25 protein-coding genes are annotated in these 25,719 nt (G+C 59.0%); 9 read left to right on the top strand and 16 right to left on the bottom strand.

The genetic code is table 11. The features are described from left to right. Positions 1-18: 18 nt before the first annotated feature. From GS620_RS06345 to GS620_RS06335, 3 genes are all read left to right on the top strand, one after another. Positions 19-489, top strand: a complete 471-nt coding sequence (locus GS620_RS06345) for a DnaA N-terminal domain-containing protein (RefSeq protein WP_253283585.1) — start codon at positions 19-21, stop codon at positions 487-489. A 40-nt stretch (positions 490-529) separates the two neighbouring features. Then, entirely contained in the window at positions 530-1,669 is a 1,140-nt protein-coding gene (locus GS620_RS06340; RefSeq protein WP_171614722.1) for an aminotransferase class I/II-fold pyridoxal phosphate-dependent enzyme, read from the top strand. A 78-nt stretch (positions 1,670-1,747) separates the two neighbouring features. Beyond that, positions 1,748-2,356 carry a helix-turn-helix domain-containing protein gene (locus tag GS620_RS06335; protein ID WP_171118228.1) on the top strand — a complete coding sequence of 203 codons (609 nt, stop codon included), beginning with the start codon at positions 1,748-1,750 and terminating at the stop codon, positions 2,354-2,356. 54 nt (positions 2,357-2,410) lie between these two features. On the opposite strand, the gene GS620_RS06330 is transcribed toward GS620_RS06335, so the two are convergent. Then, positions 2,411-3,181: a transporter substrate-binding domain-containing protein gene (locus GS620_RS06330; protein WP_170345137.1), complete on the bottom strand. Its 771-nt coding sequence runs from the start codon at positions 3,179-3,181 to the stop codon at positions 2,411-2,413. A gap of 121 nt (positions 3,182-3,302) precedes the next feature. Here GS620_RS06330 and GS620_RS06325 point away from each other — a divergent pair, with 121 nt between their 5' ends. From GS620_RS06325 to GS620_RS06310, 4 genes are read left to right on the top strand one after another with little or no spacing between them, the layout of a single operon-like run. Beyond that, positions 3,303-4,043, top strand: coding sequence for an amino acid ABC transporter ATP-binding protein (locus GS620_RS06325; protein WP_171614720.1), 741 nt, complete (start codon positions 3,303-3,305; stop codon positions 4,041-4,043). 9 nt (positions 4,044-4,052) lie between these two features. Then, the gene (locus GS620_RS06320; protein ID WP_170345139.1) at positions 4,053-4,811 is read left to right on the top strand and encodes an amino acid ABC transporter permease; all 759 of its coding nucleotides are present in this window, start codon (positions 4,053-4,055) and stop codon (positions 4,809-4,811) included. Positions 4,812-4,822: 11 nt separating this feature from the next. Then, complete coding sequence (locus tag GS620_RS06315; RefSeq protein ID WP_171614718.1) at positions 4,823-5,158, top strand: carboxymuconolactone decarboxylase family protein; 336 nt, start codon at positions 4,823-4,825, stop codon at positions 5,156-5,158. A gap of 5 nt (positions 5,159-5,163) precedes the next feature. Beyond that, on the top strand, positions 5,164-6,213 hold the full coding sequence (locus GS620_RS06310) for an aromatic ring-hydroxylating dioxygenase subunit alpha (protein WP_171614716.1): 1,050 nt from the start codon (positions 5,164-5,166) through the stop codon (positions 6,211-6,213). Between the two features lie 3 nt (positions 6,214-6,216). Here the strand turns inward: GS620_RS06310 and GS620_RS06305 are convergent, their stop codons facing one another. Next, positions 6,217-7,320: a hypothetical protein gene (locus GS620_RS06305; protein ID WP_171614714.1), complete on the bottom strand. Its 1,104-nt coding sequence runs from the start codon at positions 7,318-7,320 to the stop codon at positions 6,217-6,219. A gap of 154 nt (positions 7,321-7,474) precedes the next feature. On the opposite strand from GS620_RS06305, the gene GS620_RS06300 reads away from it, so the two are divergent. Next, positions 7,475-8,056: a carboxymuconolactone decarboxylase family protein gene (locus tag GS620_RS06300; protein ID WP_171614712.1), complete on the top strand. Its 582-nt coding sequence runs from the start codon at positions 7,475-7,477 to the stop codon at positions 8,054-8,056. 51 nt (positions 8,057-8,107) lie between these two features. Here the strand turns inward: GS620_RS06300 and GS620_RS06295 are convergent, their stop codons facing one another. Then, positions 8,108-9,040, bottom strand: a complete 933-nt coding sequence (locus GS620_RS06295) for a hydrogen peroxide-inducible genes activator (protein WP_171170092.1) — start codon at positions 9,038-9,040, stop codon at positions 8,108-8,110. Between the two features lie 107 nt (positions 9,041-9,147). Between GS620_RS06295 and katG the strand changes: the two genes are divergently transcribed. Continuing rightward, complete coding sequence (katG, locus tag GS620_RS06290; protein WP_171614710.1) at positions 9,148-11,328, top strand: catalase/peroxidase HPI; 2,181 nt, start codon at positions 9,148-9,150, stop codon at positions 11,326-11,328. Between the two features lie 87 nt (positions 11,329-11,415). Here the strand turns inward: katG and GS620_RS06285 are convergent, their stop codons facing one another. The 13 genes from GS620_RS06285 to GS620_RS06225 form a co-directional block, all read right to left on the bottom strand. Further along, on the bottom strand, positions 11,416-12,930 hold the full coding sequence (locus GS620_RS06285) for a malonyl-CoA synthase (RefSeq protein ID WP_171614708.1): 1,515 nt from the start codon (positions 12,928-12,930) through the stop codon (positions 11,416-11,418). A gap of 332 nt (positions 12,931-13,262) precedes the next feature. Next, positions 13,263-14,777 carry an aldehyde dehydrogenase (NADP(+)) gene (locus GS620_RS06280; RefSeq protein ID WP_171614706.1) on the bottom strand — a complete coding sequence of 505 codons (1,515 nt, stop codon included), beginning with the start codon at positions 14,775-14,777 and terminating at the stop codon, positions 13,263-13,265. A 72-nt stretch (positions 14,778-14,849) separates the two neighbouring features. Then, complete coding sequence (locus tag GS620_RS06275) at positions 14,850-15,530, bottom strand: GntR family transcriptional regulator (protein ID WP_171614704.1); 681 nt, start codon at positions 15,528-15,530, stop codon at positions 14,850-14,852. 190 nt (positions 15,531-15,720) lie between these two features. Then, entirely contained in the window at positions 15,721-16,746 is a 1,026-nt protein-coding gene (locus GS620_RS06270) for a proline racemase family protein (protein WP_152460602.1), read from the bottom strand. Between the two features lie 7 nt (positions 16,747-16,753). Beyond that, the gene (locus GS620_RS06265; RefSeq protein WP_171614702.1) at positions 16,754-17,857 is read right to left on the bottom strand and encodes a cis-3-hydroxy-L-proline dehydratase; all 1,104 of its coding nucleotides are present in this window, start codon (positions 17,855-17,857) and stop codon (positions 16,754-16,756) included. A gap of 15 nt (positions 17,858-17,872) precedes the next feature. After that, entirely contained in the window at positions 17,873-19,123 is a 1,251-nt protein-coding gene (locus GS620_RS06260) for an FAD-binding oxidoreductase (RefSeq protein WP_171614700.1), read from the bottom strand. Between the two features lie 66 nt (positions 19,124-19,189). Beyond that, positions 19,190-20,122 carry a proline racemase family protein gene (locus GS620_RS06255; RefSeq protein ID WP_171614698.1) on the bottom strand — a complete coding sequence of 311 codons (933 nt, stop codon included), beginning with the start codon at positions 20,120-20,122 and terminating at the stop codon, positions 19,190-19,192. Continuing rightward, the gene (locus GS620_RS06250; RefSeq protein WP_171205876.1) at positions 20,113-21,072 is read right to left on the bottom strand and encodes a dihydrodipicolinate synthase family protein; all 960 of its coding nucleotides are present in this window, start codon (positions 21,070-21,072) and stop codon (positions 20,113-20,115) included. The genes GS620_RS06255 and GS620_RS06250 overlap by 10 nt, the downstream gene beginning before the upstream one ends. 39 nt (positions 21,073-21,111) lie before the next feature. Further along, positions 21,112-21,834, bottom strand: coding sequence for an amino acid ABC transporter ATP-binding protein (locus tag GS620_RS06245; RefSeq protein WP_171614696.1), 723 nt, complete (start codon positions 21,832-21,834; stop codon positions 21,112-21,114). Beyond that, positions 21,831-22,493 carry an amino acid ABC transporter permease gene (locus GS620_RS06240; protein ID WP_152460596.1) on the bottom strand — a complete coding sequence of 221 codons (663 nt, stop codon included), beginning with the start codon at positions 22,491-22,493 and terminating at the stop codon, positions 21,831-21,833. The genes GS620_RS06245 and GS620_RS06240 overlap by 4 nt, the downstream gene beginning before the upstream one ends. Before the next feature lie 11 nt (positions 22,494-22,504). Next, positions 22,505-23,167 (bottom strand): ABC transporter permease subunit, encoded by a 663-nt coding sequence (locus GS620_RS06235; RefSeq protein ID WP_171614694.1) that lies wholly within the window; start codon positions 23,165-23,167, stop codon positions 22,505-22,507. 69 nt (positions 23,168-23,236) lie between these two features. Further along, positions 23,237-24,037, bottom strand: a complete 801-nt coding sequence (locus GS620_RS06230; protein ID WP_171614692.1) for a transporter substrate-binding domain-containing protein — start codon at positions 24,035-24,037, stop codon at positions 23,237-23,239. Between the two features lie 436 nt (positions 24,038-24,473). Beyond that, positions 24,474-25,709, bottom strand: coding sequence for a Tm-1-like ATP-binding domain-containing protein (locus GS620_RS06225; protein WP_171614690.1), 1,236 nt, complete (start codon positions 25,707-25,709; stop codon positions 24,474-24,476). Positions 25,710-25,719 lie beyond the last annotated feature (10 nt).

Below are 25,719 nucleotides of genomic sequence, written 5' to 3'. Positions count from 1 at the left end.
AGGACTGTAAAGCGCGAAATGGCCAGATTTCGCGCATTAGGTTGGGTAACGGTCAAACGGCCTGCTGCACGGGGCCGGGTCGCGGTCTATGAAATCGACCTCAAACAGATCATGATCGATACGCAGGAGGTCTGGCCGATCATAGGCTCCGATTTCCAGGCCCGGATGAGCGAGGATTCCGAGCCCGTTACAAATGTCGTGCCTTTCGCGGCAAAATCCCCGGGGCCTGAAATCAACACCCCCGAAGCCAAGCCCGAGGATGTCTGGTCGCAGGTGCAGTCAATCCTTCACGGGCGCGATCCCGAGCTGTGGGCGAGTTGGTTCCAGCATCTGTCCGAGTCGGAAAGGGCAGGGGGGCGCGTCATTCTGGTTGCACCCTCGCGGTTCATGGCTGATTACATTGCACAGAAATGGACGGCACGGTTGCTGGCCGCCTACAGCCGCGTCGATCCCAGTATCAGAACGGTTCATGTAAACGCCGCCGATTGAGGCTGTCAGGTGCGCAGCACGGCCGAGCAAAGGATGCATCATGATCAACCGAAATTTTCAACCATTTCGGGTCGAACAGTTCCTGTCCGAAACGGAACACGGGGTGGCCTTCAATTTCTCGGAAAGCGGCGTTCATCCCATGTCGCTGCAGGGATTGGTAGAGCTGGCCGGGATTGATCTCGGCGCTCTGCTGAAAACGATGATCGACTATCCGCAAGTCAATGGAAAGCAATCCCTGCGCGACACCATCGCAGGCTCGTATCCCGGGGCCTCGGCAGATGGGGTATTGGTCACGGTCGGGGCAACCGAAGCGAACACGCTGGTGGCCAACACCTTGTTGGAGCCCGGCGACAATGTTGTGTGTTTCCGACCGACCTATGAACAGATTTCAGGAAACGCCGCCAATCTGGGCAACGAAGTGCGTTGGGTCGATCTGATCGAATCCGCAGGGTGGGGCATAGACGCAGAGGCGCTGGAGAGGGCGGTCGATGACAGGACCCGCATCATCCATGTGGTCAATCCGAACAATCCAACGGGCCGTATTCTGACCGAAGCGGATCGCGCCCGTATCGTATCGGCTGCCGAGCGCGTTGGCGCCTGGATCGTTTCAGACGAGGTTTATGCCGGAACCGAGCGGGAAGGTGACACCGAAACGCCTTCGTTCTGGGGAAGTACGGACAGGGTTCTTGTGGTGAACTCCATGTCCAAGGCCTATGGGCTTCCGGGGCTGAGGCTGGGATGGCTGGTTGGGCCCGAAGACATCATTCAACACTGCTGGCGGCGGCACGAATATGCCTCGATCGCGGCATCCATGTTGTCGATGGAACTGGCGGACAAGGCGCTTGCCGAACCTGCACGGTCCAAGTTGAAGGCCCGCGCGCGCCGTCTGATCCGCACGGGGTTTGACGTTCTGACGGAAGAACTGGCGCGGCATCAGGGGGTGTTTTCCGTTGTACCACCTCAGGCGTCGGCCATGTCGTTCGTGCGGTTCAATCTACCGATCGCATCCGAGGAGTTCAGCATGCGACTGTTGCGCGAAAAGGACGTGCTGGTCATTCCGGGATCACGGTTCGGGTTCGAGAACCATTTTCGGTTCAGCTCGGCCCTGCCAGAAGATCATCTGCGCAACGGGTTGGCAAAGTTGAATGATCTTACAGGAGACATCCTGAACGGACGCTGAGAGTTTGCCGCCGAACTGGTGCCAATGGTCCGGTGACATTTCTTTTGCCTTTTTCATACGTGTCGATAGGCTTCGCAAATGGAAGATTCACCTGTGCTTTCCGCCGAAAAACCGCCGCTGGATCACCTTGTCGGGTCCGCGGTGAAAACGCATCGCGCGCTGGCCGGGTTGACTCTGGCCGAATTGTCTCAGCGGTCCGGCGTGTCCACGGCGATGATTTCCAAGATCGAGCGCGGTCAGGTGTCAGCCTCACTGGCGACGCTTGAGGCACTGGCCGGCGGAATCGGCGTTCCGTTGATCAACTTCTTTGCCGGCACGGTCGAACGCACGGATGTGTCATTTGTGGCTGCGGGCGAAGGTGTAACCGTGCAACGTTTGGGCACCGGTTTCGGGCACAGTTACAAGCTGATCGGTCGGGCGGAAGCGAAACATGTCAGTTTCGAGAGTTTCAGCGTTACATTGGAAGGTCCGTTGGACGAACGCCCGCTTTACCAACATCAGGGTGTCGAATTCATCCACGTCACCGCCGGCGAGATGGTCTATGGCTGCGGTGAAGCCGCTTATCACATGCGGCCGGGCGACAGTCTGAGTTTTGATTCAAACGCCACTCATGGGCCGTTGGAGTTGAAAACTGACACGGTCAGCTTCGTCACCGTGGTTGCCAAGGCCGTGTCGGGCGACAATTGAAAAACGCCCGGCGACCGGGCCGGGCGTTTGGGAATTACAGTGATCCGAGAAAAGTCAGAGACCCCATTTCTTGCGATTTTCCTCAAAGAACCCCTGCGCCTTTTTGACTTCGATCCAGTTGTTTACATAGTTGATCCACACCTGATCGGCCTGTGGCAAGATCATCGCGATGGGTGACGGCGAACGCGGGCCTGCGTTCTTCACGCGTACCACCGGAAACTTCGCCTCGAGGGTCGAACCTTCGATGTTCGACGTAATGAAGACATCCGCGCGTCCTGCGATTACTTCCTGAAAACCGCGGGCCGGGGCCTCAACCACCTTGATATCTGCGTTCGGGAACCATTCGCGGACGCGCTTTTCGAATGTTGTGCCCAGGGTGGTCGCGACTTTTACTCCGGGCTGGTTGATCGAGTCATAACCGTCGAACTTGTCGGCCTTGTCCTTGGTCGTATAGGGGAAGAGTTCCACCGAAATATAGCTGTCGGAAAAACCTGCGACCTTCATGCGTGGCGGCGAAATCGATGCCGAGCCGGTCAGGTGATACTTGCCTGCCACCACACCGTTGACCAGTGTTTTCCAGTCGGTGGGGACATATTCGACCTCGACCCCCAGATCGGCGGCCAGCTCGTTCATGATGTCGATGTCGTACCCTTTGTAGCTGTTGGTTGCAGGGTCGCGCAGCGACATGGGATTCCAATCGCCCGTGGTGCCCACCTTGAGCACGCCGGAATCCAGCACCTCGTTCAGTGCAGATTGCGCCTGCGCAGCGCCTGACAAGACAAGTCCAAGCGCAGCGGCTGCCGCAGCTTTCCAAAAAGTGTTCATCGGTTTCTCCCGTTGGTGGCGTTTCGACCTTGTGGCCGTATTCTTCATTGATTTAAGCCCAAAGGGAAAGATAACCTCAAGAAAATATTATACTGGGACTAAAACAGGGGCAGGTCATCTTATGCCAGACGCCGCAATCGAACTTGTGGGCGTGAACAAGTGGTTCGACACGTTTCACGTTCTCAAGGACATCAATCTGACGGTCAACAGCGGCGAAAAGGTGGTGATTTGCGGGCCTTCCGGGTCAGGAAAGTCCACCGTTGTGCGATGTATCAACCAGTTGGAAAAACATCAGAAAGGCACCATCCGCGTAGATGGGATCGAGTTGACGGATGACGAGAAATCCGTGGCCAGGATCCGGTCCGAGGTTGGAATGGTGTTCCAGCAGTTCAACCTGTTCCCGCATCTGACCGTATTGGAAAACCTGACTTTGGGCCCGATCAAGGCGCGCGGTCTCGGCCGCAAAGAGGCAGAGGAAAAAGCGCGCCACTATCTGGACCGGGTGCACATTCCAGATCAGGCCGACAAAAAGCCCATTCAGTTGTCGGGTGGTCAGCAGCAACGCGTCGCCATCGCCCGGTCGCTGTGCATGGAGCCGCGTGTGCTGCTGTTTGACGAGCCGACTTCGGCACTGGACCCCGAGATGATCTCGGAAGTGTTGGACGTGATGGTCGAACTGGCCAATGAGGGGATGACCATGGTGGTTGTCACGCATGAGATGGGGTTTGCCCGAAAGGTGGCCGACAAGATGATCTTCATGGATGCCGGTGAAATCGTCGAAGAAGGCAACCCCGAACATTTCTTCACCAATCCTCAGTCCGATCGGTGTCGCAAATTCCTGTCCCAGATCCTGCAACACTGAGAGGGGCCGATGAAAAAACTTCTTCTCATATTGCCTCTTCTTCTGCTGGCAGGTTGTTCGTCGTCGCAGACCTGGGGCTGGTACGTTATCGATCCGACCACGGCCACGGGTTGGACCAATGTTAAATTCCTGATCTCGGGGATGGGCGCGACGATCCAGATTTCCCTGATCGCCGCCGTCCTGTCGATCGTCATCGGATTGCTGGTCGCCTTGCCGGGGTTGTCCGAGAAACGCGGCTGGCGGATGCTTAACCGGATTTACGTGGAGTTCATCCGCGCCATCCCTCTGCTGCCGATGCTGTTCTGGGTGTTTTACGGCTTGCCCATCGTGTTTCAATCCATGGGCCTGAATATCCCCATTGATCCCTTCTGGGGTGCGATCCTTACGCTGGCGATTTCTGACAGTGCCTTTACTGCCGAGATCTATCGCGCAGGCATTCAGTCCATTGCCCGAGGCCAGCGCGAGGCGGCGCAAACCATCGGGCTGAACTATGTGCAGACCATGCGCTATGTGATCCTGCCGCAGGCGATCCGGCGCATTCTGCCGCCTTTGGCAAACCAGTTCATCTACATCGTCAAGATGAGCGCCTTTGCCAGCGTCATAGGGATGCAGGAACTGACCCGCCGCGCGAATGAACTGGTGGTGACGGAATACCGCCCACTGGAAATCTATACCCTGCTGATTTTCGAATACCTGATCCTGGTTTTGATCATCAGTGCAGGCGTGCGCTGGCTGGAGCGTCGCATGGGCGCGGACGAGCGCGGATAAGGAGTGAAGAAATGAACTGGAAAGATTTCATGGCCGAAACCGAGGCCAATATCGGAACCTTCTCGAAAGAAGTGCCGGAAACCGTGCGCGGCTTTGGCATCATGGGCAAGGCGGCCAAGACTGATGGGGCGCTTAGCGAGAAGACCAAGGAGTTCATGGCGCTCGGCATTGCGATCGCGACCCGCTGCGACAGCTGCATCGGATTCCACGTGCGTTCGCTGGTTCGGCTGGGCGCAACCCGCGATCAGATGTGTGAGGCATTGGCCATGGCCACCTATATGGGCGGCGGGCCGTCCTATGCCTACAGCGCCAAGGCGCTCAAGGCTTTTGATGAGTTTTCGGAGTAAGAAACATGCGTCCTGATCTGGCCGGAGCAGAGGGGTTTATTCGCAACAGCTGGTACGTCGCCGGACGGTCCGAGGATTTTGGCCGCAGCCTGAGCGCAGTGCGAATGCTGGACGAAGAGATCGTTATCTATCGTGACACAGCGGGCAAAGCGATCGCGTTGGAGGACGCTTGCCCGCATAGAAAGCTGCCGCTGTCTCGGGGCACCATTGAAGGGGATCATGTGGTTTGCGGCTATCACGGTCTGACATTCGGCTGCGGCGGTGAATGTGTCAGCGCCCCGACGCAGCTGGACAATCCTCCGCGCCGCGCCGCCGTGCATGCATACCCGGCCGAAGACCGCTGGGGGTTTCTGTGGCTCTGGATGGGGAACCCGGACAAAGCCAGCACGGACGATATCATCGACATCCCCAATTTCGACAACCCGTCCTGGGGCAAGACCCGGACCGGCGCGATGGAGATGGCGTGCCACTACCTTTACATTATCGACAATCTGCTGGATCCAAGCCATGTGGCCTGGGTGCATCTGACCTCGTTTGCCGGGGCGGGAACCGACAACCGCCCGCTGGATATTGAAGAAACAGAAACAGGCGTCATTGTTTCGCGCTGGATCGCGGACGAACCCGCGCCGCCCTACTATGCGCCGATCCTGCCGTTTGGGCCAAGTTGCGACCGCAAGCAACATTACGAATGCCGTCTGCCATCCACTGCGATCAACATGTCCGTTTACACTCCGGCCGGAGAAGGCGGGGCGGATCGGCCGATGTCGTCCAATGCCTTTGTCAATATTTCGTACAACTTCATCACACCGGTCGATGCGGAAACATCGCGGTATTTCTGGTTCCAGCACCGCAACATGCACGCGGATGACACAGCCATGTCGCAGCGTATGTTCGAAGGCGCGGTCATGGCCTTCAACGAGGACAAAGAGGTTCTGGAACACGTTCAAACCGGCATGGCGCGGCGCAAGACCGGCTATATCAACCTCGGGCTGGACGCGGGCGCGATGCGGTTCCGCGCGCGGGTTGCAAAGCTGATCGCACAGCAGGCCGGCTGATCATCAGGCCGACAAGCGCCCGTTCGCGCCCTGGCCCACGTGTCGGGCCGGGGCGTCGAACACCGCTTTGATGCAGGGATACCGGTCGAGAATTTCAGCCCCACCGGGCAACAGATCGGCCCGGAGAACACCGGCATCCCAGATCGAAACACCATCCACGCGGATCGTCGGGTCCAGCACGTTCAGCGAAATCTCACCCGGCGCATAATGCCCGCATGTGTGAAAGTGCAGCAGGCGTGGATTGCCAAAGGCCGACCCGCTCCAACGTTCAAAATTGCTTCGCGCCGGGGTCGTGTAGGCGCAGCCCGGGTGGATGCCTGCGTGCCAGGAGTGCATGGTCAGGGGGTCAAGGCCGAACATCCTGCCGACTTTTTCGTAATGCATCTGCGCGCAATGCACATCCATGGGATGGCCGTCAAAGCCGGTCAGGCGGTTGTTTTCGAACCGTATGGTCAGCGGTTCGCGCAGATCACAGCCGTATGGTTCGTAGAATTTCGAACCGGTGCCGACCAGAAACCCGTCCTGAACCAGTACTCCGGAAAACCCTTGCGCGGGAACCGGGGCAAAGACCGACATCGGAAAACGCGCCACGCTGACATCCGCTGCACCTGCTGGGGGGAAGGCGGCGCCGGGGCCCGCGAAGTCGGTGCCCAGTGGGCAGGTTACGTGGATGTGCCCGGCACTGGCCAGCAGCCGGTTGACCGCGTTTTTCAGTTCAACGAACCCGGTGTAGTTGGCGCGCCCGAAACCCGAGGCCAGCATTCCGGCGTCCAGCGCATATGACATGATGGGCCGAACGTCCCTCATTCCCGCGTCGAAACGAATCTGATCGCCGGTGCGGGACAGAAACAAGGTGCGATCCGCCGCTTCCATCGCCGTTTTCAGATCCGCTGGCAGCGATGAACCCATGGGATCGAATGCGAGGGTTCGAACTGCGGTCTTGATCCGGTTCTGTCGCGAGCAGTCCAAGATAGCCTCGGTGATCTCGGCATCGTAATACCCGTTGGCCGCATCTTCGCAGACCACAAGCAACTGGTCGCCCGCCGCCAGGCCGCCGCATCTGAACAACAGGTTTTCGGCACCTGCCATAAGCTCTGGACTGTGCATTCGCGTTGATCCTCAACAAAATCCCCCGCGCTGGTATTTTACATCTTTCACGTTTCCGTGATCCAGAAAAAATTTCATCTTAAGAAAAAAATTAACTGACATGCTTGTGGGCTTTGTACATAAGCTGAGCCCGAACAGGACAGGAGACACAGCAATGAGTGCTTGGATCGAGATGATCTCGGACGACAAGGCCGAGGGCCGCCTGAAAGAGCTGCTGGACAAGGCCCGCACCCCTCATGGCACCGTGGATACGGTCATGCGTGTGCATTCATTGCGGCCCGAAACGATGAACGGGCATGTGACGCTGTACCGTTCGGTCCTGCATTCCGATGACAACCAGTTGCCATTCTGGTTCCTCGAAGTTGTCGCCAGCTATACTTCGATCCTGAACGATTGCACCTATTCACTGACCCATCACTTCATGAACGTGCGCAACCTGCTTAAGGATCAGCCGCGCAGTGACCGGATTTTCGTCGCGCTCAAGGCGCATCGGCCCGAGGATGAATTCGAGGGCAAGGAACTGGCGCTGCTGCGCTATGCCGCCAAGCTGACGACGGATGTCGGCAAAATGGTCAAGTCCGACTTCGAAGCGCTCAAGATTGCAGGCTGTGAGGATGGCGAGATCCTGGAGGTCAATCAGGTCTGCGCCTATTTCAACTATTCAAACCGGTTGCTGAACGGGTTGGGGGCAACGACCGAGAATGATGTGATCGGCTATTACACGGGTGACGACTGACGGGTTGCGCCGGGTCTGGGCTTCGTGCCGAGGAACATCGTTTCGGGCGGGTCAGCCTGTTGTTTCAGGCTGTGACGGTTTCACGCCCCACGTGTTTTCTTCGGCTGTTTTGCGGATGATCGCGCCGATCTTCAATAGGTTTTCGCTGAGCGGGTTGGTCTTTCGCCAGATCAGACCAATCGTCCGTGTCGGCGGCGTGTCCTGAAACCGGGCAATGGACACATCCGCGGATCGGGTTTCCAGCCCGACCGCCATTTCCGGTATCAGGGTCACACCGATGCCGGCGCCGACCATCTGAACCAGTGTGGAAAGCGAACTGCCCTCCATGATGTGCTGCGGTTCGATGTTGCGGATCGAACAGAAGGACAGGGCCTGATCCCTGAAACAATGCCCCTCTTCCAGCAACAGCAGGCGCATGGTTCTGAGCTGCGAGGAACTTGGCATCGGCAGGTCGGCATCCTGCGCCGGGCGAACCAGCAGAAAATCTTCGTTGAACAGCGAGAACTCTCGGAGGTTGGGTTCCGAGACGGGCAGGGCAACGACACCGAAATCCAGTTTCGAATCCAGTATTTCACCGATCAACGTCTTGGTTATCGTTTCCTTGGGTTCGATGGTCAGTTGTGGGAAACGCTGCGACAAAGCTTTGATGATCGAGGGCAGCAAATAGGGCGCGACCGTGGGAATGACCCCGATTCTGATGCGGCCGGACAGGGGGCCTGAGGGAGATTGCACCAATTTCCCCAAATCCTCGACCCGCGTCAGGATTTCGCGGCCATGTTTCAGCACGTCCTCGCCAAGTGCTGTCAGGCGGGTTTGCCGGGCCGCGCGTTCGACCAGCGGCCCACCCATGATTGCCTCCAGCTCTTTGATTTGTATGGAAAGCGCAGGCTGCGATATCGCACTGGCCGCGGCGGCCTTGCCAAAGTGGCCGTGCGTGGCGAGCGCCTCGAAATAGCGCAGGTGTTTGAGGGTGAGTGCTTTCATATGAAAAATTAATCACAATGATAGTAATTACAAATTTCCAATTATCGAAGCCGTGGGGTACGAGTCAAGATATCTGAACCCCTAGGTAAATACTCAGGAGATTTACAATGGACGGTACCCCCCACAATCACCAATCCGGCGGCTGCCCTGTCATGCATGGCGGCAATACTGGTACGGGCAATTCCGTCACCAAGTGGTGGCCGGATGCGCTGAACCTGGACATTCTGAGCCAGCACGACACGCGCACCAACCCGATGGATGCGGATTACAATCACCGAGAAGCGGTCAAGGGCCTGGACTTCAAGGCGGTTCGTGCCGATGTCGAGGCGTTGCTGACCGACAGCCAGGACTGGTGGCCGGCTGACTGGGGTCACTATGGCGGGCTGATGATCCGTCTGGCGTGGCACTCGGCGGGGTCTTACCGTCTGGGGGATGGTCGAGGTGGCGCCGGTTCGGGCAACATCCGGTTCGCGCCGCTGAATTCATGGCCGGACAATGCAAGCCTGGACAAAGCCCGCCGTCTGCTGTGGCCGGTGAAAAAGAAATACGGCAACGCGCTGTCCTGGGCCGATCTGATCGTTTTGTCGGGCACGGTGGCCTATGAATCCATGGGATTGAAGACCTTTGGTTTCGGCTTTGGTCGCGAAGACATCTGGGGCCCCGAGAAAGATGTTTACTGGGGTTCTGAAAACCAGTGGCTGGCCCCGTCCGAGAACCGCTATGGCGATCTGGAAACCCCCGGCACGCTGGAAAACCCTCTGGGTGCGGTGCATATGGGCCTGATCTATGTGAACCCCGAAGGCGTGAACGGCAACCCGGATCCGGCCAAAACCGCGCTGCATATCCGAGAAACCTTTGCGCGTATGGCGATGAATGACGAAGAGACCGCGGCATTGACCTGCGGGGGGCACACCGTCGGCAAAGCCCATGGTGCGATGCCCGGCGACAATATCGGCGCCGAGCCCGAAGCCTGCCCGGTGTCCAGCCAGGGGCTGGGATGGGAAAACCCTGATCAGAACGGCAAAGCGGCCAACGCCTTTACCTCGGGGATCGAAGGGGCGTGGACGAAAGAGCCGTTAAAATTTGACATGGGCTATTTCGACTATCTGTTCGGTTACGAGTGGGAACTGGGCAAATCACCCGCAGGTGCCCATCAGTGGCAGCCCGTCGACATGCCCGAAGACGAAAGGCCGGTCGACCCGACCGACCCCTCTGTTCGTCGCATGCCGATGATGACCGATGCGGATATGGCGATGAAGGTCGACCCGATCTACAACGCGATCTGTCAGAAATTCATGGCGGATCCGGACTATTTTGCCGATACATTTGCACGTGCCTGGTTCAAGTTGACTCACCGCGACATGGGTCCGCGCGTCAACTATTATGGCCCGGACGTGCCGTCGGAAGATCTGATCTGGCAGGATCCGATCCCGGCCAGTTCGACAGATTACGACATAGATGCCGTCAAGGCCAAGATCGCAGACAGCGGCCTGACCATCGCCGAGATGATCACCACCGCCTGGGACAGTGCCCGAACCTTCCGCGGGTCGGACAAGCGCGGCGGCGCAAATGGAGCGCGCATCCGACTGGCGCCGCAAAAGGACTGGGCAGGCAACGAACCCGAACGTCTGGCGAAAGTGCTGGGTGTGCTGGAGCCGATCGCGGCGGAAACCGGCGCCTCGATTGCCGACGTGATCGTTCTGGCGGGCAATGTCGGGCTGGAGCAGGCGATCAAGGCCGCGGGCTTTGACGTGGCGGTTCCGTTCTCGGCCGGTCGCGGCGACGCGTCGATCGAGCAGACCGATGTGGACAGCTTCTCGGTACTTGAGCCGCTGGCGGACGGATTCCGCAACTGGCAGCTGAAGGAATACGCAGTGTCGCCAGAGGCGATGATGCTGGATCGCGCGCAACTGCTGGGTCTGACCGCGGCCGAGATGACCGTTCTGGTCGGTGGTCTGCGTGTGTTGGGTGCCAACCATGGCGGATCGCCACATGGCGTCTTCACCGACCGGGTGGGCCAGCTGACAACCGACTTTTTCGTCAACCTGACGGATATGTCGCTGAGCTGGCATCCGGTTGACGGAGGCACCTATGAACTGCGCGACCGCGCCTCGGGTGAGGTCAAGTTCACCGCAACCAGCGCTGATCTGGTCTTCGGATCGAACTCGATCCTGCGCAGCTATGCTGAGGTCTACGCTCAGGACGACAATGCCGAGAAGTTCGTGCGCGACTTTGTGGCGGCATGGACCAAGATCATGAACAACGACCGGTTCGATCTGGTTGCCTGAATCATGTAACAAATCAGGCGGGGACACCCTCGCCTGATTTTCTTTTCAGGGGGTGCATCCGCTGATCCCCGCTTTGCCGAGACTCACTCACACGGTCATGAAGAGATCTTTGTATCGCTCACGCAGAATGTTCTTTTGAACCTTACCCATCGTGTTGCGGGGCAGTTCATCCAGAACGATAAGCTTGCGCGGATGCTTGAACCGGGCCAGACCTTCGCGGACCGCGCCCGTTATCGCCTCCGGATCAGGGGTCTGGCCGGGCTCTGCCACGATGACACCAACAACCGTTTCACCGAAATCGGGATGTGGCACGCCGATCACGGCGCTTTCCAGAACACCGGGTTGATCATCGAGAACCATCTCGATCTCTTTTGGGTAGATGTTGTAGCCGCCCGAAATGATCAGATCCTTGTTGCGACCGACGATATGGACGTACCCATCCTCGTCGATGCGGCCCAGATCACCGGTGATAAAAAAGCCGTTGTCGCGCAGTTCGGCAGCGGTTTTTTCAGGCATCTGCCAATACCCTTTGAAGACGTTGGGCCCGCGCACTTCAATTATGCCGATCTCGCCCGCAGGCAGGGTATTGCCGTCTGAATCACAGATCTTCAGTTCGACCCCGGGCAGTGGGTGCCCGACCGTTCCGGCGCGCCGCTCGCCGTCATATGGGTTTGACGTGTTCATGTTGGTTTCAGTCATGCCATAGCGTTCAAGGATGCGATGACCCGTTCGTTCTTCGAACTGCACATGGGTTTCCGCCAGCAGTGGTGCCGACCCGGAAACGAACAGGCGCATATGGGTGGCCAGTTCCCTGGTAAAACGCGGTTCGTCCAACAGGCGCGTATAGAAGGTCGGGACGCCCATCATCGACGTGGCACAGGGCAATTTGTCGATGATCTGGTCCAGATCGAATTTGGGCAGCCAGATCATGCATCCACCTGCGGCCAGCATGATATTGGTCGCGACGAACAGCCCGTGCGTGTGAAAGATCGGCAGGGCATGCAGCAGCACATCCTGCGAGGTGAAGCGCCATTCCTTGACCAGTGTCCGTGCGTTCGACAGCAGATTGTTCTGGGTCAGCATGGCGCCCTTGGACCGGCCTGTGGTTCCCGACGTGTAAAGGAACGCTGCCAGATCCTCGCCATCGCGGGCGACGGTTTCGAAACGTGTCGGCATGGTCGCGGCCAAATCTGTCAGAGACCCGGTGCCATCCGCGTTCAGTGTCTCTACCCGGGCGCCCAGCTGCGCGCCGACAGGGGTGAGTTTTCCTTCTCTTTCGGTGTCGCAGATAATCAGCGAGGCCCCGCTGTTTTCGATGAAATAGGTCAATTCATCGACCGTGTAGGCGGTATTCAGCGGCAGGAACACCAGACCGGCCTGGGCGCAGGCAGCATAAAGCGCCAGCGCCTCGGGGGTTTTTTCAACCTGCGCCGCAACGCGGTCACCGGGGTTCAGGCCCAAATGCGTGGCCACATGCGCAATCTGCGCCGCTTTGCCGAGGAAATCCTGGTGAGAGATCGTTGTCCCGTCCAGCAGCTGCAAAAAAGGTGTGCCTTTGCCGGCGTGGATGCCGAACAGGCCATCATACAGAGGGTTAGCCATCAGGTTTACCTTTCTTGAGATATGAAAAGAGAGGTGGATGCAGCGAGGAAATTGATCTCGAATGGGGCGATCATCTCATGGGTCGTGGCAAATTGGTTTTGCTACTGGGCAACACGGGTCATTTCATACAGGTAGTTCACCAAAGTGCCAACGGATGGGGCCGTGATTGCGTTGCCGTGAACCGAATGAACAAAAGCACTGTTACCCAAAAGAAACTGTGCAATTGGATCCAGGGGCGTGTGCCTCATTCCCCTGACACTGCGCAGTTGCAACCGCCGACACCCTGCTGCGCATCGTGCTTTCAGGGTATTGGCGGGTGTCGACCGATTTCTCTATGAGAAGTGTTCCGGCAGCAATGCATCCGGCAGATTCTGATAGCAGACAGGACGCAAGAAACGTCGGATCGACAATGTGCCCACGGATGTGGCACCGAAATTGGTCGAAGCCGGGTAGGGGCCGCCATGGACCATGCTGTCACATACCTCGACCCCTGTGGGGAAGCCATTGGCCAACACGCGCCCGGCTTTGCGTTCAAGGATCGGCAACAGGGACTGCGCCATGCCCATGTCGGCCTCGTCCATATGCAGGGTGCAGGTCAGCTGCCCGTGCAATCCGCGCGCGACGTTGTGCATTTCGTCGGGTGTCTCGGCAGTCACGATGATGCCCAGCGGGCCGAACACCTCTTCCGCGAGGGATGTGTTGGCCAGCCAGGTTGCGGCGCTTGTTCGGTAAAGGAAAGGGGTCGCATCGCGCTGATCGCATGTCGAAGCCAGAACCTCGTGAACGCCAGCGGTTTCAGCAACACGGGCCTGACCGTTGCGATAGGCTTTGGCGATGCCGTCGGTCAGCATGGTCTGCGCCGGAACTTCGGTCAATGCGGCCTGTGCGATCTCGGCGAAACGGTCCGTTGCTTCACCTGCCGGCATCACGACGACGCCCGGGTTGGTGCAGAACTGACCAGCGCCCATCGTCAGCGAGCCGGCCCAGCCTTTGGCGATGTCTTCACCCCGGTTTGCCAGTGCCGCATCCAAAATGAACATGGGATTGACCGATCCAAGCTCACCAAAAAACGGAATCGGTTCGGGGCGCGCGGCGCACAGGTCGAACAGGGCGCGACCGCCCGCAAGCGATCCGGTGAATCCGACCGCCTTGATCAGAGGGTGCTGCACCAAGGCTGAACCCACAGCCGGTCCGCCGTCCTGGATCAGGCTGAAAACGCCGGGATGAATGTTGCAACGGCGGATGGCCGCAAGGATGGCTTCGGCGATGATCTCGCCGGTGCCCGGATGGGCGCCGTGGCCTTTGACGACAACCGGGCAGCCGGCAGCCAGTGCGGCGGCGGTGTCCCCCCCGGCGGTGGAAAATGCCAGCGGGAAATTTGATGCGCCGAACACCGCGACCGGGCCGATCGGGCGCTGGATCATTTTCAGATCGGGCCGGGGCAGGGGTGCACGGTCTGGCAGCGCACTGTCGTGGCGCCGGTCCAGATAATCGCCGCTGAGGATATGCGTTGCGAACAGCCTCAGCTGCCCCGACGTGCGGCCCCGCTCACCTTGCAGCCGAGCCTCGGGCAGGCCGGTTTCCTGAGTGCCGATCTCGGTGATTGCATCGGCGCGCGCTTCGATCTCGTCGGCAATGGCGTTTAGAAAGGCGGCGCGTTCTTCCCGAGTGGAATAGCCATAACTCCAAAACGCCTCTTCTGCGGCCTGCGCAGCAGCGTCGACGCCTGAAATGCGGCCTTTCGAAAAGTCATGCGATGGCCCATGTGCGGGTTGTGATGCAAAGAAATCGTCACCAGCAAGCCAGTTGCCGGCGATCAGATGCTTGCCATGCGGGGTAAAGGTCATTTGGGCCTCGTGTTTCGGGATGTCCAGATTAATGGATAATGTATCCAAAATGACGGGACATGCAAGACCGCCCTAGGGTTCGTCTGTCCCGCGCTTCGATGCGATCATTTCCAGAAGCTGTTCCTTGGTCCGGCGAATATGCAGGGCCAAGACCTCGCAGGCTTTGTCCACATTGCCTTCCCGGGCCAGCCGCAACAGATCACGATGCTCCTTTTTTGCGGGTTCGCGCTGTTTCATCACGCTCAGATGCATCCTGACATAGCGATCCGATTGCAGGTTGACGCGGTCCAGCAATTCGTTGGTCAGCTTCCGCTGTGACGCCGCATAAAGCGCCGAGTGATACTGATAGTTCAATATCCCCCACTTGCCGACGTCATTTTCATCATACGACGCTTCCATCTGCTTGAGGATTTCGTCGCAACGCGCAAATTCCCCTGGGCCCATATTCGGGATGGCTCGGCGGAACAGATCGACTTCGATCAGGATGCGAAGATCGAAAATTTCACCGATTTCGTCGAGGGAATGCTTGGTCACCGAGCCGCCGCGATTGTTGGCCCATTGCACCAGACCTTCGGCATTCAGGCGCTTCAGCGCCTCGCGGATCGGCATGCGAGAGACATCATATTCCTCGGCCAGTGCTTCCTGCCGGATCGTCTCACCCTCGGCGAGTTCGCCGCTGAGGATACGTTCACGCAGATCATTTGCGATGACGTCCGGTAGGCTTTGTTTCGTGATCGCGCGTTTTCCTGCCATTTCCAATATCCCGCCACGGTTTTTGGATACAATTACCCGCAATCACGGACTTTTCCAAGCCGAACTTGGATTTCGACCCATGTTCAACCCCTGCCCGAGATTTGAAAAAAGGCCTGAATCTGATGATGAAACCGCAACGAGGCCGCGTATCTTCAGACTTTTCCGTTTTCGAAAACCGTGCCTTCTGACGTCAAACGCCCCAGGTGTCAGACAGGCGATATCCACCGGGCCATGGATCGTCAGGGTCCAACATGTGCTGATGAATTCCGGTGATCCAACCGCGACCGCTGATTTCAGGAACGATCGCCGCACGGCCACCGACCTGCGCAGTGTCAATGATCCGCCCGGTGAATCGCGATCCGATGATCGAGACAGCCTCGAAGGTCTGGCCGGGTTTCATCACCCCCTTGGCCGCCATCAGCGCCATGCGCGCGGATACAGCGGTGCCCGTCGGCGAACGGTCGACCTTACCCGGCTGGATCGCCACGGCGGACTTGCTGCTCAGGCCGGTTTCCGTTTCATTCAACGGGCCGCAAAAGGCGCAGAACGATATATGATCCCAGTCCGGGTTCTCGGGATGCGAGAATCCAAGCTGCTCATTGGCGGCGTTTGTGATCTTAACCCCCAGCCGGGCAATGTCGCGGGCCTCGTGGTCGACGATTGCGAACCCAAGCGCCTGCGCATCGACGACCACGAAACTGTCGCCGCCATAAGCGGTGTCTACCGTGATCGTGCCCAGTCCGGATACCTCAAGCGGGACGGACAGCTTGTCGGCGAAACTGGGCAGGTTCTGGACAAAGATGCGCTGTGCCTTGCCATCGCGGCATTCCGCACGTACCCGGACCAGCCCGCCCGGTGCTTCGAGCACCATATGGGTTTCCGGCTCGTGCATTGGAATGATCCCGCCATCCAGCAACACGGTTGAGACACAGATCGAGTTGGACCCCGACATGGGCGGCGTGTCTTCGGGTTCCATGATGATCCAGGCGGCGTCCGCCTCGGGGTGTTTTGGCGGAACCAGAAGGTTGACATGCCGGAACACACCACCGCGTGGTTCGTTCAGAACAAAGTTGCGCAGGGTCTGGTCCCGCGCAATGAAGCTTCGCTGTTCCCAGAGAGTGTCGCCCGGCGGTGGGGCGACACCCCCGACGATGACATCCCCAACCTCACCTTCGGCATGGGCCGAGATCACATGTACGGTTTTGCTGCTGCGCATGTTTACCTCAGCTATATTGCGCGACGGGGGCACCCAGCGCGTCGAAGATCGGTGTGACGCCCAGACCGGGGCGATCTGCTGCGGTCATCCGGCCATTGACTCGCTTTGGCGCGCCCTCGGCGATGTCCACGGTACCATAGGAATTGAAATCGGTGGCCGAGAACGTGAACTCGGACGGTGTCGACCGCGCCAGATGAGCGATGGCGGCGGTGGTGATATCGCCCCCCCAGGTGTCTTCGATGGTCATCGGGATACCATGTGCGACGCAAAGATCGCGCATCAGCCTTGCCTTGCTCAAACCTCCTACCTTTGAGATTTTCAGGTTGATCACGTCCATGGCGTCGTCGGCAATGCCGCGGACCAATGTGTTGGGCGTGTCGATGACCTCATCCATCACGAAGGGCAGCGCGGTGCGCCGGCGGATCGACACGCATTCCTCATAAGTCAAACAGGGTTGTTCCACATAGACATCCATGCCCGCGATGGCGCCTACGACACGCGCGGCCTCGTGCCGGGTCCAGCCGGTGTTGGCATCTGCCACCAGCAGGTCGGTCTTTTTCAGAACCGCGCGGGTGGCATGAATGCGGTCGATGTCGTCATTGGCTTCACCGCCCACCTTGAGTTGGAACTTCGTGTATCCTTCAGCCGCATAGCCTTCGATCTTTTGCGCCATGATGTCCGGTGCTTCCTGGCTGATCGCGCGATAAAGCACCACGTCCTTTTGTGCCGCGCCGCCCAACAGGGTGTAAAGCGGTTGCCCGGTCGCCTTGCCCAGCAGATCCCAGCAGGCGATATCGACAGGCGCCTTGGCATAGGGGTGGCCACGCAGGGCGGCATCCATGGTGCGATTGATCTGGCCGATATTCAGCGGATCCTGTCCGATCAGATGTGGCGACAATTCGGCCAGCCCGGCCCTGACGCCAAGGGCGAAGGACGGAAGATAAGCCGATCCCAGCGGGCAGCATTCGGCATACCCCTTCAGACCTTCATCCGTGATGATCTCGAGAACGGTGCTGTCGAAGACTTCGACATAGTTGCCATTGGACCAGCTGTAGCGGCCTTCCTTCAGCGGAAGATCCACCTGATATACGTTCAGTGCGGTGATTTTCATGAGGTGTTCTCCTGATCAGAAGCGTGTGGATGCGTAAGGCTTCATGTCGAGCGCGGGCTTGGCGTTCGTGACCAGATCCGCGACCAGTTCCGCCGTGCCTGCGGATTGCGTCAAGCCCAGATGGCCATGTCCGAAGGCGTAGAACACCTGTGACGCACGGGCCGAGCGGTCGATCACCGGCAAACTGTCGGGAAGCGACGGCCGGAAGCCCATCCATTGCGTGCCGCCTTCCAAATTCAGGCCAGGCATGAAGCGACCGGCCTTTGCCAGCAACGTGTCGGCGCGTTTGTAATTGGGTGGCAGTTCCAGCCCGCCCAACTCGACCGCGCCTCCGATGCGCACACCGCCGTTGATCCGAGTCACCACGAACCCGTGTCCCCCGAATGTCAGATGGGTGCGCAGGTCAAAGGCCCCTTCGGGCAGAGTGGTGTTGTATCCGCGCTCGGTTTCAAGAGGGATGCGATCGCCCAGGGTTTTCGCGAGTTGGTGAGACCAGGCCCCGGCGGCCACGATCACCTGTCTTGCTTCAATTTCACCGATCGAAGTCGTAAGGCGAACGCCCGAATCCATCGGTGCGAGCGCGTTGATTACCGCGATTTCAACCTGACCGCCGCGGGCGGTGAACCGGGTGGCCAAATGTCTTGTCCAGCTGGCCGGATCGACCGTGTTCATCCAGGTGGGTGTAAAACCCGCATGGGTAAATCGTCGGTCAAGCCCGGGCTGGATTTCCGCAATCGCGTCGGGGTTGTCCAGCAGGTCAAAGGGGATGCCGTGATCCTTGCGCCTGTCCCATGTGGGCAGACTGGCGCGGAATTCTGCTTCACCCTCGAACACCTGCAACTGGCCGTCGCGTTGCATCAGCGCTTCGCCATCGACATCCGCGATCTGGCGTTCCAGCGCCGCGCGGCTGTGATCCATCAAAGCAGCCTGCGCAGACAAGGCCGCAGCATAGCGATCCTGCCAACTGGCCCGCCAGAACCGCAGCATCCACGGCGCGATGTTCAAAGCGTAAGAAGGAGGAATTGAAAGTGGACCCAGCGGGTCAAACAGCCATTTCGGAGCCGTGCGCATGATCCCGGGGGTGGCCAATGGCACGATGTCGGTAAATGCAAAGGCTCCGGCGTTGCCCTTCGAGGCACCGGCTCCTACGCCTTCGCGATCCAGCACCAGCACGCGCCGGCCGCGTTTTTGCAATTCAAGTGCGGTGCTGATGCCGATGATACCGGCACCGATCACAACGGTATCCGTCGGGTTGTCTTGCAGCATGGCCAGATCTTCTCAAACTGTGGTTCGGTTCCGGGGGCTGGATTGCGCCAGTCCCCGATAATTTTGTCAAAGAAGGATCCCACCACGGAACGGATCGTTTTGCGCGAAAATCAATCTGCCCTCGGCCATGATATGCGCCTGCCCGGTCAGGGTCGGAATGACGCCGCCATTGGGGCCGGGCTGATAGCTCAGCCGGTAGGAACTGCCGATCACGCTTTCCTGCACGATCTCAACCCCCGGAGCCAGAACCCCATCCGCCGCCAGACAGGCCAGACGCGCCGAACTGCCGGTCCCGCACGGGGATCGGTCATATTGATCGTCCGGGCACAGGACGAAATTCCTGCTGTGAACGTCTTTGTCCGGGGATTTGTCCTGCAAGATCACGTGGTCCACCGGTTCCCCGTTTTCGCCACGCACGTTCTGGTCGATGCAGGCTTTGCGAATTGCAATGGTCAGATCGGTGAGGGCACGGATGTTGCCGGGCGTCACGTCCATCGGGCTGGGATCGACAATGAAGAACCAGTTGCCACCATAGGCCAGATCGCCGGTCACTTTTCCATGGCCTTCGACGTCAACCGACACCGAAGCCTTGACCCGGCGGCTTTCGATATTGGTGACGCGCACCGTATTGGCGTCCAACAGGTCAACCGAGATGACGCCGGCCGGCGTTTCGACCCTGTGCGTCCCCGGACCGATCTGGCCCAGATGGGCCAGGGTAACCCCAAGGCCGATGGTGCCATGACCGCACATGCCCAGAACGGCGTCGGCATCGAAATAGATCACGCCGGTTTCGCAGCCAGACGTTTCCGGGGCGACCAGAAGCGCCCCGACCATGCCGGGTTGACCGCGTGGTTCCAGAAGGACCGATTTGTAGAAATCCTTGTGCTCGGTGGCCAGGCGTTGCGCGCGCTCGGCCAGTGGGCCCGACCCCAGATCGGGGCCGCCGTTCAGGATGACCCGCGTGGGCATGCCTCCGGTATGGCTGTCGATCACATGCATTCAGCGATGACCCCGCCCTGGCTGGACCAGTCGGCAAACCATGTGCGGAACAGTCTGTATTGCTGTTCGCAATAGTTGCGCTGGGCATCCGTCAGCTCGTCGGTTTCGTTGAAGTGCAGTCGGTATTCCTCTTCACCGTTCAGGACCAGCAGGTGCTTGTAGTACAGCACCAGATCGGTGCCTTCGTCAAAGCTGGCCAGCACGCCAAAGGCTTCTTCAAGCTCGCGCGCGCGCAGGCGCGCTTCGGCATGGCCCGCCGCCGCTTTCTGGCACAGGGCGGCCAGCAGCAGTGCCTCTTTGGGCAGGGCGGTGCCGATACCGGTAATCGAACCCGTGGCGCCGCAGTTGACGAAGCCATGATAAACCTCGGTGTCCACGCCCACCATCAGCGTGACCTGATCATCTTTCGAGGTGATGTGTTCCGCGGCGTAGCGCAGGTCGCCTTTGCCTCCGAATTCCTTGAACCCGACAAGGTTCGGATGATCTGCACGCAATTCCAGGAACAAATCAGCACGGGTGGCGAAGCCGTAGACGGGGCTGTTGTATATGATGGCCGGGATATCCGGCGCGGCTGACAGTATTGCCTTGAAGTGGTTGCGCTGTGCCGGGATGGACGATCCGCGCGACAGCACACGTGGGATGACCATAAGCCCTGCCGCGCCGACCTTTTGCGCATGTGCAGCTAGCGCCACGGCAGATTTCGAGTTTATCGCACCGGTGCCGACGACGACAGGAAGGCCGGCGTCGATCAGGCGTTCGACACCTTGCATGCGTTCGGCATCCGACAGCAACGGCCAGTCGCCCATCGAGCCGCAATACACCACGGCAGACATGCCTGCCTGGATCATTTCCTTGCCCTTTTTCACCAGGGCATCGAAATCCGGGGTCCGGTCGGCTTTGCACGGGGTCATCAGGGCTGGCATGGTGCCGGTAAAGATATTCTTGGACATGAAGGTGATCTTCCTCGTTGTTTCAGGGGGCCAGTGCACTCAGCGCACGTTGGCCAGGAATTTACGGGTGTGTTCGGATTGCGCATCACCGAATATCTGCCCGGGCGGACCGATCTCTTCCATCACGCCCTGATGGAAGAAAGCAACCCGGTCCGACACATCGCGTGCGAAACCCATCTCGTGCGTGACACAGATCATGGTCATCCCTTCTTCGGCCAAAAGGCGCATCGTGTCGAGAACCTCGCCCACCAGTTCAGGATCCAACGCTGACGTCGCCTCATCAAACAGCATGTATTCCGGCTCCATCGCCAGCGCGCGGGCGATGGCCAGACGCTGTTGCTGGCCACCCGAAAGGGCGGATGGGTAGACGCCCAGCTTTTCGCCCAGGCCAACATGGGTCAGTTGGCGGGCGGCGATATCGCGGGCTTCTGATTTTGACAGTCCCTTGACGATCTTGGGGGCCAGCGCGACGTTTTCCAATGCGGTCAGGTGGGGAAAGCTGTTCCATTGCTGAAACACCATTCCCAGCTTTGTGCGCAGCTTGTTGATATCGGTGCCTTTGGCATGAACATCCGTGCCATCCACTATGACCGAGCCTTGCTGGATCGGTTCCAGCCCGTTGATGCAATACAGCAGGGTCGATTTACCGGAGCCCGATGCGCCGATCACCGACAGCACCTCTCCTTTCTGCACATCCAGATCGATGCCCTTCAGCACATGCAGCGCGCCGAAGTACTTGTGCAGGTCGCGAATTTCGATCATTGGGCCCACCTTTTTTCAAGAGACGCGGAATAGCGCGAAATCGGATAGCTGAGCGCGAAATAGAACGCGCCCGCGATTGTCAGGATCAGGAAAGGTTCCTGTGTCCGGGTGATCAGGATCTGACTGGCCTTGAGCAGTTCGACATAGCCCAGCACCGAAACCAACGCGCTGTCCTTCATCACTCCCAATGCGACACCGACCCAGGCCGGGAACACCGCGCGCCCGCCAATCGGGAAGACGACATAGCGCAGATCCTGCCAATAGGTCATGCCCAGACTGCGCGCGGCACGGCGCATCGGCGCACCGACGGCCTCGATCCCGCCGCGTGCGACATTCGCAACCAAGGCGGCCGTGTAGATCGACAGGATCACCACGCCCGAGGCGAACGGGTCCAGATTGAGCCCGACAATGGGCGCAAAGTTGTAGAACAGCACCAGTTGGATGATCAGCGGAACGGAACGGAAAACATCCAGAAACGGGGCCACTGTCAGGGCTGCGGCCAGCTTGCCCTCGTACAGGATCCACCCGCATACCACGCCAAGAAGCGTTCCGATGGATATCGACAGAACCGAAATCCAGAGTGTCCGCAGGGCCGCTTCGCCCAGAAACCACAGATCATTGATGGTGAAGCCGCTGAAAAAGCTGACAGTGGGTTCCATTCGAGCGTCCTTCAGTAGCGAAAGAGCCGGGTCGCCAGCAGGCGTGAGGCTCCGAGAATGATTTTGACGATCACATAGTAGATGACCGCGGTGACGGCGAAATATTCAAAGATGCGGAAGGTGCGCGAGGCAAAGAACTGCGTCTCGCCTGACAGTTCGCGGAAACCGACCAGCATGCCCAGCGAGGACATGAGCACGGCCCAGACCATCTGATTGGTGATCGGGTGATAGACGATGCGAAACACCTGCGGGATCACCACGCGTGTGTAAGCCTGCCAAGCGGTCATGCCCAGGGAACGAGAGGCCCGCAACTGCGTCTCGGGGACGGCCTGGAAACCGCCGCGAAAGTTTTCGGCCAGATAGCCGGCGCAATTGAAGGTCAAACCCGCCAGCACGATGAAGTATGGCGAAAGGTGCAGGCCGAATGCGCCAAGCCCGAAGCCGAAAAAGAACAGCTGAAACAGGGCGGGCGTGTTTCGGGCCAGTTCAACCCAGGCCGAGGCGAACCAGTACAGCGGCCCCTTCAGGTGCAGCCGCGTCAGCGCAAGACACAGGCCGATGAGGATGCCAAGGATCATCGCCAGAACCGCGACTTGCAAGGTCAGCAGCGATGCCTCAAGCAAGTCCGGCAGGCTTTTCATGACCGGCCGCCAGTGGAAGTTGTAATCGAACACATTTTTTTCCGAATTGACCGGCTCTTTCGCCCGGCCGAAACCAGACGAAAGAGCACTTGGGGGGTGAAATCAGTACATCACGCCGGGGATGCGCAGCTCGGGTGCTTCGCCTCCGACATATTTGCCCCACAGTTCCTGATACCGGCCCGAACGCACTTGATGCGTGACAAACAGGTTCAGGAAATTCAGCCAGGTGACGTCCTGTCGTTTGCCCACGACCGAGGTGTAGTCGGTCGTCCAGGGCATACGGGGGCCGGCCAGCACGGTTTCATACTGCTGGGTGATCGGCAGAACGGCGGTGTTGGTGGTGATGCCGATATCGGCCTTGCCCTGCGCGACCGCCAGAAACACCTCGTTTTCCGACTGATAGCCCTGATAATTGCCTTCCTCACCCCATTCGGCGGCAATCTTCAGCCATTCCTGTTCCGGCACGGTGCCAATCGCGGCGGCGACGCGTTTGCCGCGGATGTCTTCGAAGGTTTCGATCCCGCTGTCCGCGTTCACGACGCCCTGCGCATAGTAGATTGCATAGGGAATGCTGAAGCCCACGGTCCGCGCCCGTTCAAGGCTGTCCGAGGTTGCGCCGAACACGACGTCGGCGCGCCCGGTCACGATGACCGGCAGGCGTTCGGCCCAGGTCAAAGGCAGGATTTCCGCATCAACTTCAAGCGCCGCGGCCAGATCATTGCAGTAATCCACGTCAAAACCCGCCGGTTCGTTGTTGGCGTCGCGATACCCGATCGGCGGAAAGTCCAGAACAACGCCGCAGCGAAGAGTACCGCGATCCACGACATCGTCGAGCGTGTCCGCCATCGCAGGACCTGTTGTGAAAGTGGTGAAGGCCGCCAAAGCGACGAGTTTCTTGAGCATGTGATCCTCCCTGAATCAAAGACGTGATCACGAATAAAGGATATTGGATCCAACATCCATAAAAAATTTTTTACCAGCAACCGACATGGGCCCGTACCCGGCTACAGGATGGATAAATTGTTCAAGAAACGCCCTTGGCTGATTGATCGTCTTGGGGGTGGGAGCAAGCCGATCATCCGACCGTTCAAAACGTTGTGGAGACGCTTTTGGCGCAACATCCAATGAAGGACCGGTCATTCTGATCCGGTCCGCGTTGCGCAGCTTGAAACGGGCCGGGATGGACGTAGAAAACCCCAACACGTTCTGGAACCGTCCGCCTGAGGACTGGGTGCCCGAGGGTCAAGGAACCGACCTGCACAACCCGGACAGGTGCCCCCATTCGCTGTAAGACAACGCGCAGGGTTGTTTTTCCCTTTCCCGATGCTGCCAATGGCGTTCAGTCTGTTCTGATGACGCCGGTTTCCACCCACGTGTCAAATCGTGACAGAACAGCCTGACAGAAAGCCGCGTCGTTGATGTGAACATCCAGCTCGGTCATCGGCACCCGGCCGGGCATGACCTTGCGCGCCTCGTCCACCATTTCGGCCAGAGCCTCTGGATCATGCGCCTCTTCGCCTTCCCTGTCCCAGGCCTCGACGCCCTGAACGGGCAAAAAGAAATGCACGGCCCCGGTTGCGGCTTCCAGTCGGTTGGCGAGTTCCCGAATCCACGCGCGCCGTTCAGCCCCGTTGAAGACCGAGCTTTTGATCAGGCGGTTGTGTTCGTGGAACGGGCGATCGGCATATTGCTCGGGGATGTCCTGCCAACCCGCGAAATCCAATAGATCCAACGCACCGGGCGCCACCATCTGGGGCGTTCCTACGCGCCCGGCATTGGTGACCCGGTCATCGCCGCTGGAGACAACGGAACCCGCCATCAGGTTGCCGAATTCCTGCATACAGAAGTCCATCACGCAGGCAAACGCGCCTTCGCCCGCCAGTTTTTCATAGGCCATGCCGCCCATGCCGGTAGAGTGGAACACGGCCACTTCAAAGCCGCGGTCTTCCAGTGCCGGTTTCAGAATTTTCATGTAGCGCAGGCAGGACGAACCAAGGCTGGTCATCCCGATCAGAGGTTTGCTGCGATCGGTTGCGGTCGCCGCCCTGGCTGCGCCCACGACGGCCCCGGCAGCCTGGCTGAGCGACGATTTGCAGATCGAATTCATGCCATACAAGCCGCCGGCCCACAGGATCATCTGAACATCCGGCGCCAACCGGTGCGGAGGGATCAGAGGCGAGAAGCTGACCGTTGACACGATATATTTGGGAACGCCCATCGGCAAAGCCTGTGCACAATCCAGCGCAAGGTCTGTACCCATGGTCCCGCCCGTGGCCAGCATCCCGTCAAATCGACCTTCTGAATAGGCTTGTGCAACAACTTTTGCGGCTCCTGCGGACATCACGCGAAAGGCTTTGTTCTCGTTTCCTTGCGCGATGACCTGTTCTATTGTCATGCCACCGGCAGCGGCAACGTCGTGTTTCGAGATATCCGTCGGTTCGGACGCATCACCCAGAACCGATACATCCATGGTCAGCACGTCAGCGCCCTGCGCTCTGACCGCCTTTTCGATAAACCGCATTTCGGGCTCTTTGGTATCATACGTACCAATCAGCAGGATTGTCTTTTCGGCCATTGGTGCCTCC

Source organism: Ruegeria sp. HKCCD6428 (assembly GCF_013110595.1).
GTDB lineage: Bacteria > Pseudomonadota > Alphaproteobacteria > Rhodobacterales > Rhodobacteraceae > Ruegeria.
The sequence above is the reverse complement of the archived record's forward strand: the minus strand, read 5'-3'. Positions and strand labels throughout refer to the sequence as shown.

Excerpts from the sequence above, each read along its gene's own strand:
- GS620_RS06345 (WP_253283585.1), top strand. The coding sequence starts at position 19 with ATGGCCAGATTTCGCGCATTAGGTTGGGTAACGGTCAAACGGCCTGCT.
- GS620_RS06340 (WP_171614722.1), top strand. The coding sequence starts at position 530 with ATGATCAACCGAAATTTTCAACCATTTCGGGTCGAACAGTTCCTGTCC.
- GS620_RS06335 (WP_171118228.1), top strand. The coding sequence starts at position 1,748 with ATGGAAGATTCACCTGTGCTTTCCGCCGAAAAACCGCCGCTGGATCAC.
- GS620_RS06330 (WP_170345137.1), bottom strand. The coding sequence starts at position 3,181 with ATGAACACTTTTTGGAAAGCTGCGGCAGCCGCTGCGCTTGGACTTGTC.
- GS620_RS06325 (WP_171614720.1), top strand. The coding sequence starts at position 3,303 with ATGCCAGACGCCGCAATCGAACTTGTGGGCGTGAACAAGTGGTTCGAC.
- GS620_RS06320 (WP_170345139.1), top strand. The coding sequence starts at position 4,053 with ATGAAAAAACTTCTTCTCATATTGCCTCTTCTTCTGCTGGCAGGTTGT.
- GS620_RS06315 (WP_171614718.1), top strand. The coding sequence starts at position 4,823 with ATGAACTGGAAAGATTTCATGGCCGAAACCGAGGCCAATATCGGAACC.
- GS620_RS06310 (WP_171614716.1), top strand. The coding sequence starts at position 5,164 with ATGCGTCCTGATCTGGCCGGAGCAGAGGGGTTTATTCGCAACAGCTGG.
- GS620_RS06305 (WP_171614714.1), bottom strand. The coding sequence starts at position 7,320 with ATGCACAGTCCAGAGCTTATGGCAGGTGCCGAAAACCTGTTGTTCAGA.
- GS620_RS06300 (WP_171614712.1), top strand. The coding sequence starts at position 7,475 with ATGAGTGCTTGGATCGAGATGATCTCGGACGACAAGGCCGAGGGCCGC.
- GS620_RS06295 (WP_171170092.1), bottom strand. The coding sequence starts at position 9,040 with ATGAAAGCACTCACCCTCAAACACCTGCGCTATTTCGAGGCGCTCGCC.
- katG (WP_171614710.1), top strand. The coding sequence starts at position 9,148 with ATGGACGGTACCCCCCACAATCACCAATCCGGCGGCTGCCCTGTCATG.
- GS620_RS06285 (WP_171614708.1), bottom strand. The coding sequence starts at position 12,930 with ATGGCTAACCCTCTGTATGATGGCCTGTTCGGCATCCACGCCGGCAAA.
- GS620_RS06280 (WP_171614706.1), bottom strand. The coding sequence starts at position 14,777 with ATGACCTTTACCCCGCATGGCAAGCATCTGATCGCCGGCAACTGGCTT.
- GS620_RS06275 (WP_171614704.1), bottom strand. The coding sequence starts at position 15,530 with ATGGCAGGAAAACGCGCGATCACGAAACAAAGCCTACCGGACGTCATC.
- GS620_RS06270 (WP_152460602.1), bottom strand. The coding sequence starts at position 16,746 with ATGCGCAGCAGCAAAACCGTACATGTGATCTCGGCCCATGCCGAAGGT.
- GS620_RS06265 (WP_171614702.1), bottom strand. The coding sequence starts at position 17,857 with ATGAAAATCACCGCACTGAACGTATATCAGGTGGATCTTCCGCTGAAG.
- GS620_RS06260 (WP_171614700.1), bottom strand. The coding sequence starts at position 19,123 with ATGCTGCAAGACAACCCGACGGATACCGTTGTGATCGGTGCCGGTATC.
- GS620_RS06255 (WP_171614698.1), bottom strand. The coding sequence starts at position 20,122 with ATGCATGTGATCGACAGCCATACCGGAGGCATGCCCACGCGGGTCATC.
- GS620_RS06250 (WP_171205876.1), bottom strand. The coding sequence starts at position 21,072 with ATGTCCAAGAATATCTTTACCGGCACCATGCCAGCCCTGATGACCCCG.
- GS620_RS06245 (WP_171614696.1), bottom strand. The coding sequence starts at position 21,834 with ATGATCGAAATTCGCGACCTGCACAAGTACTTCGGCGCGCTGCATGTG.
- GS620_RS06240 (WP_152460596.1), bottom strand. The coding sequence starts at position 22,493 with ATGGAACCCACTGTCAGCTTTTTCAGCGGCTTCACCATCAATGATCTG.
- GS620_RS06230 (WP_171614692.1), bottom strand. The coding sequence starts at position 24,037 with ATGCTCAAGAAACTCGTCGCTTTGGCGGCCTTCACCACTTTCACAACA.
- GS620_RS06225 (WP_171614690.1), bottom strand. The coding sequence starts at position 25,709 with ATGGCCGAAAAGACAATCCTGCTGATTGGTACGTATGATACCAAAGAG.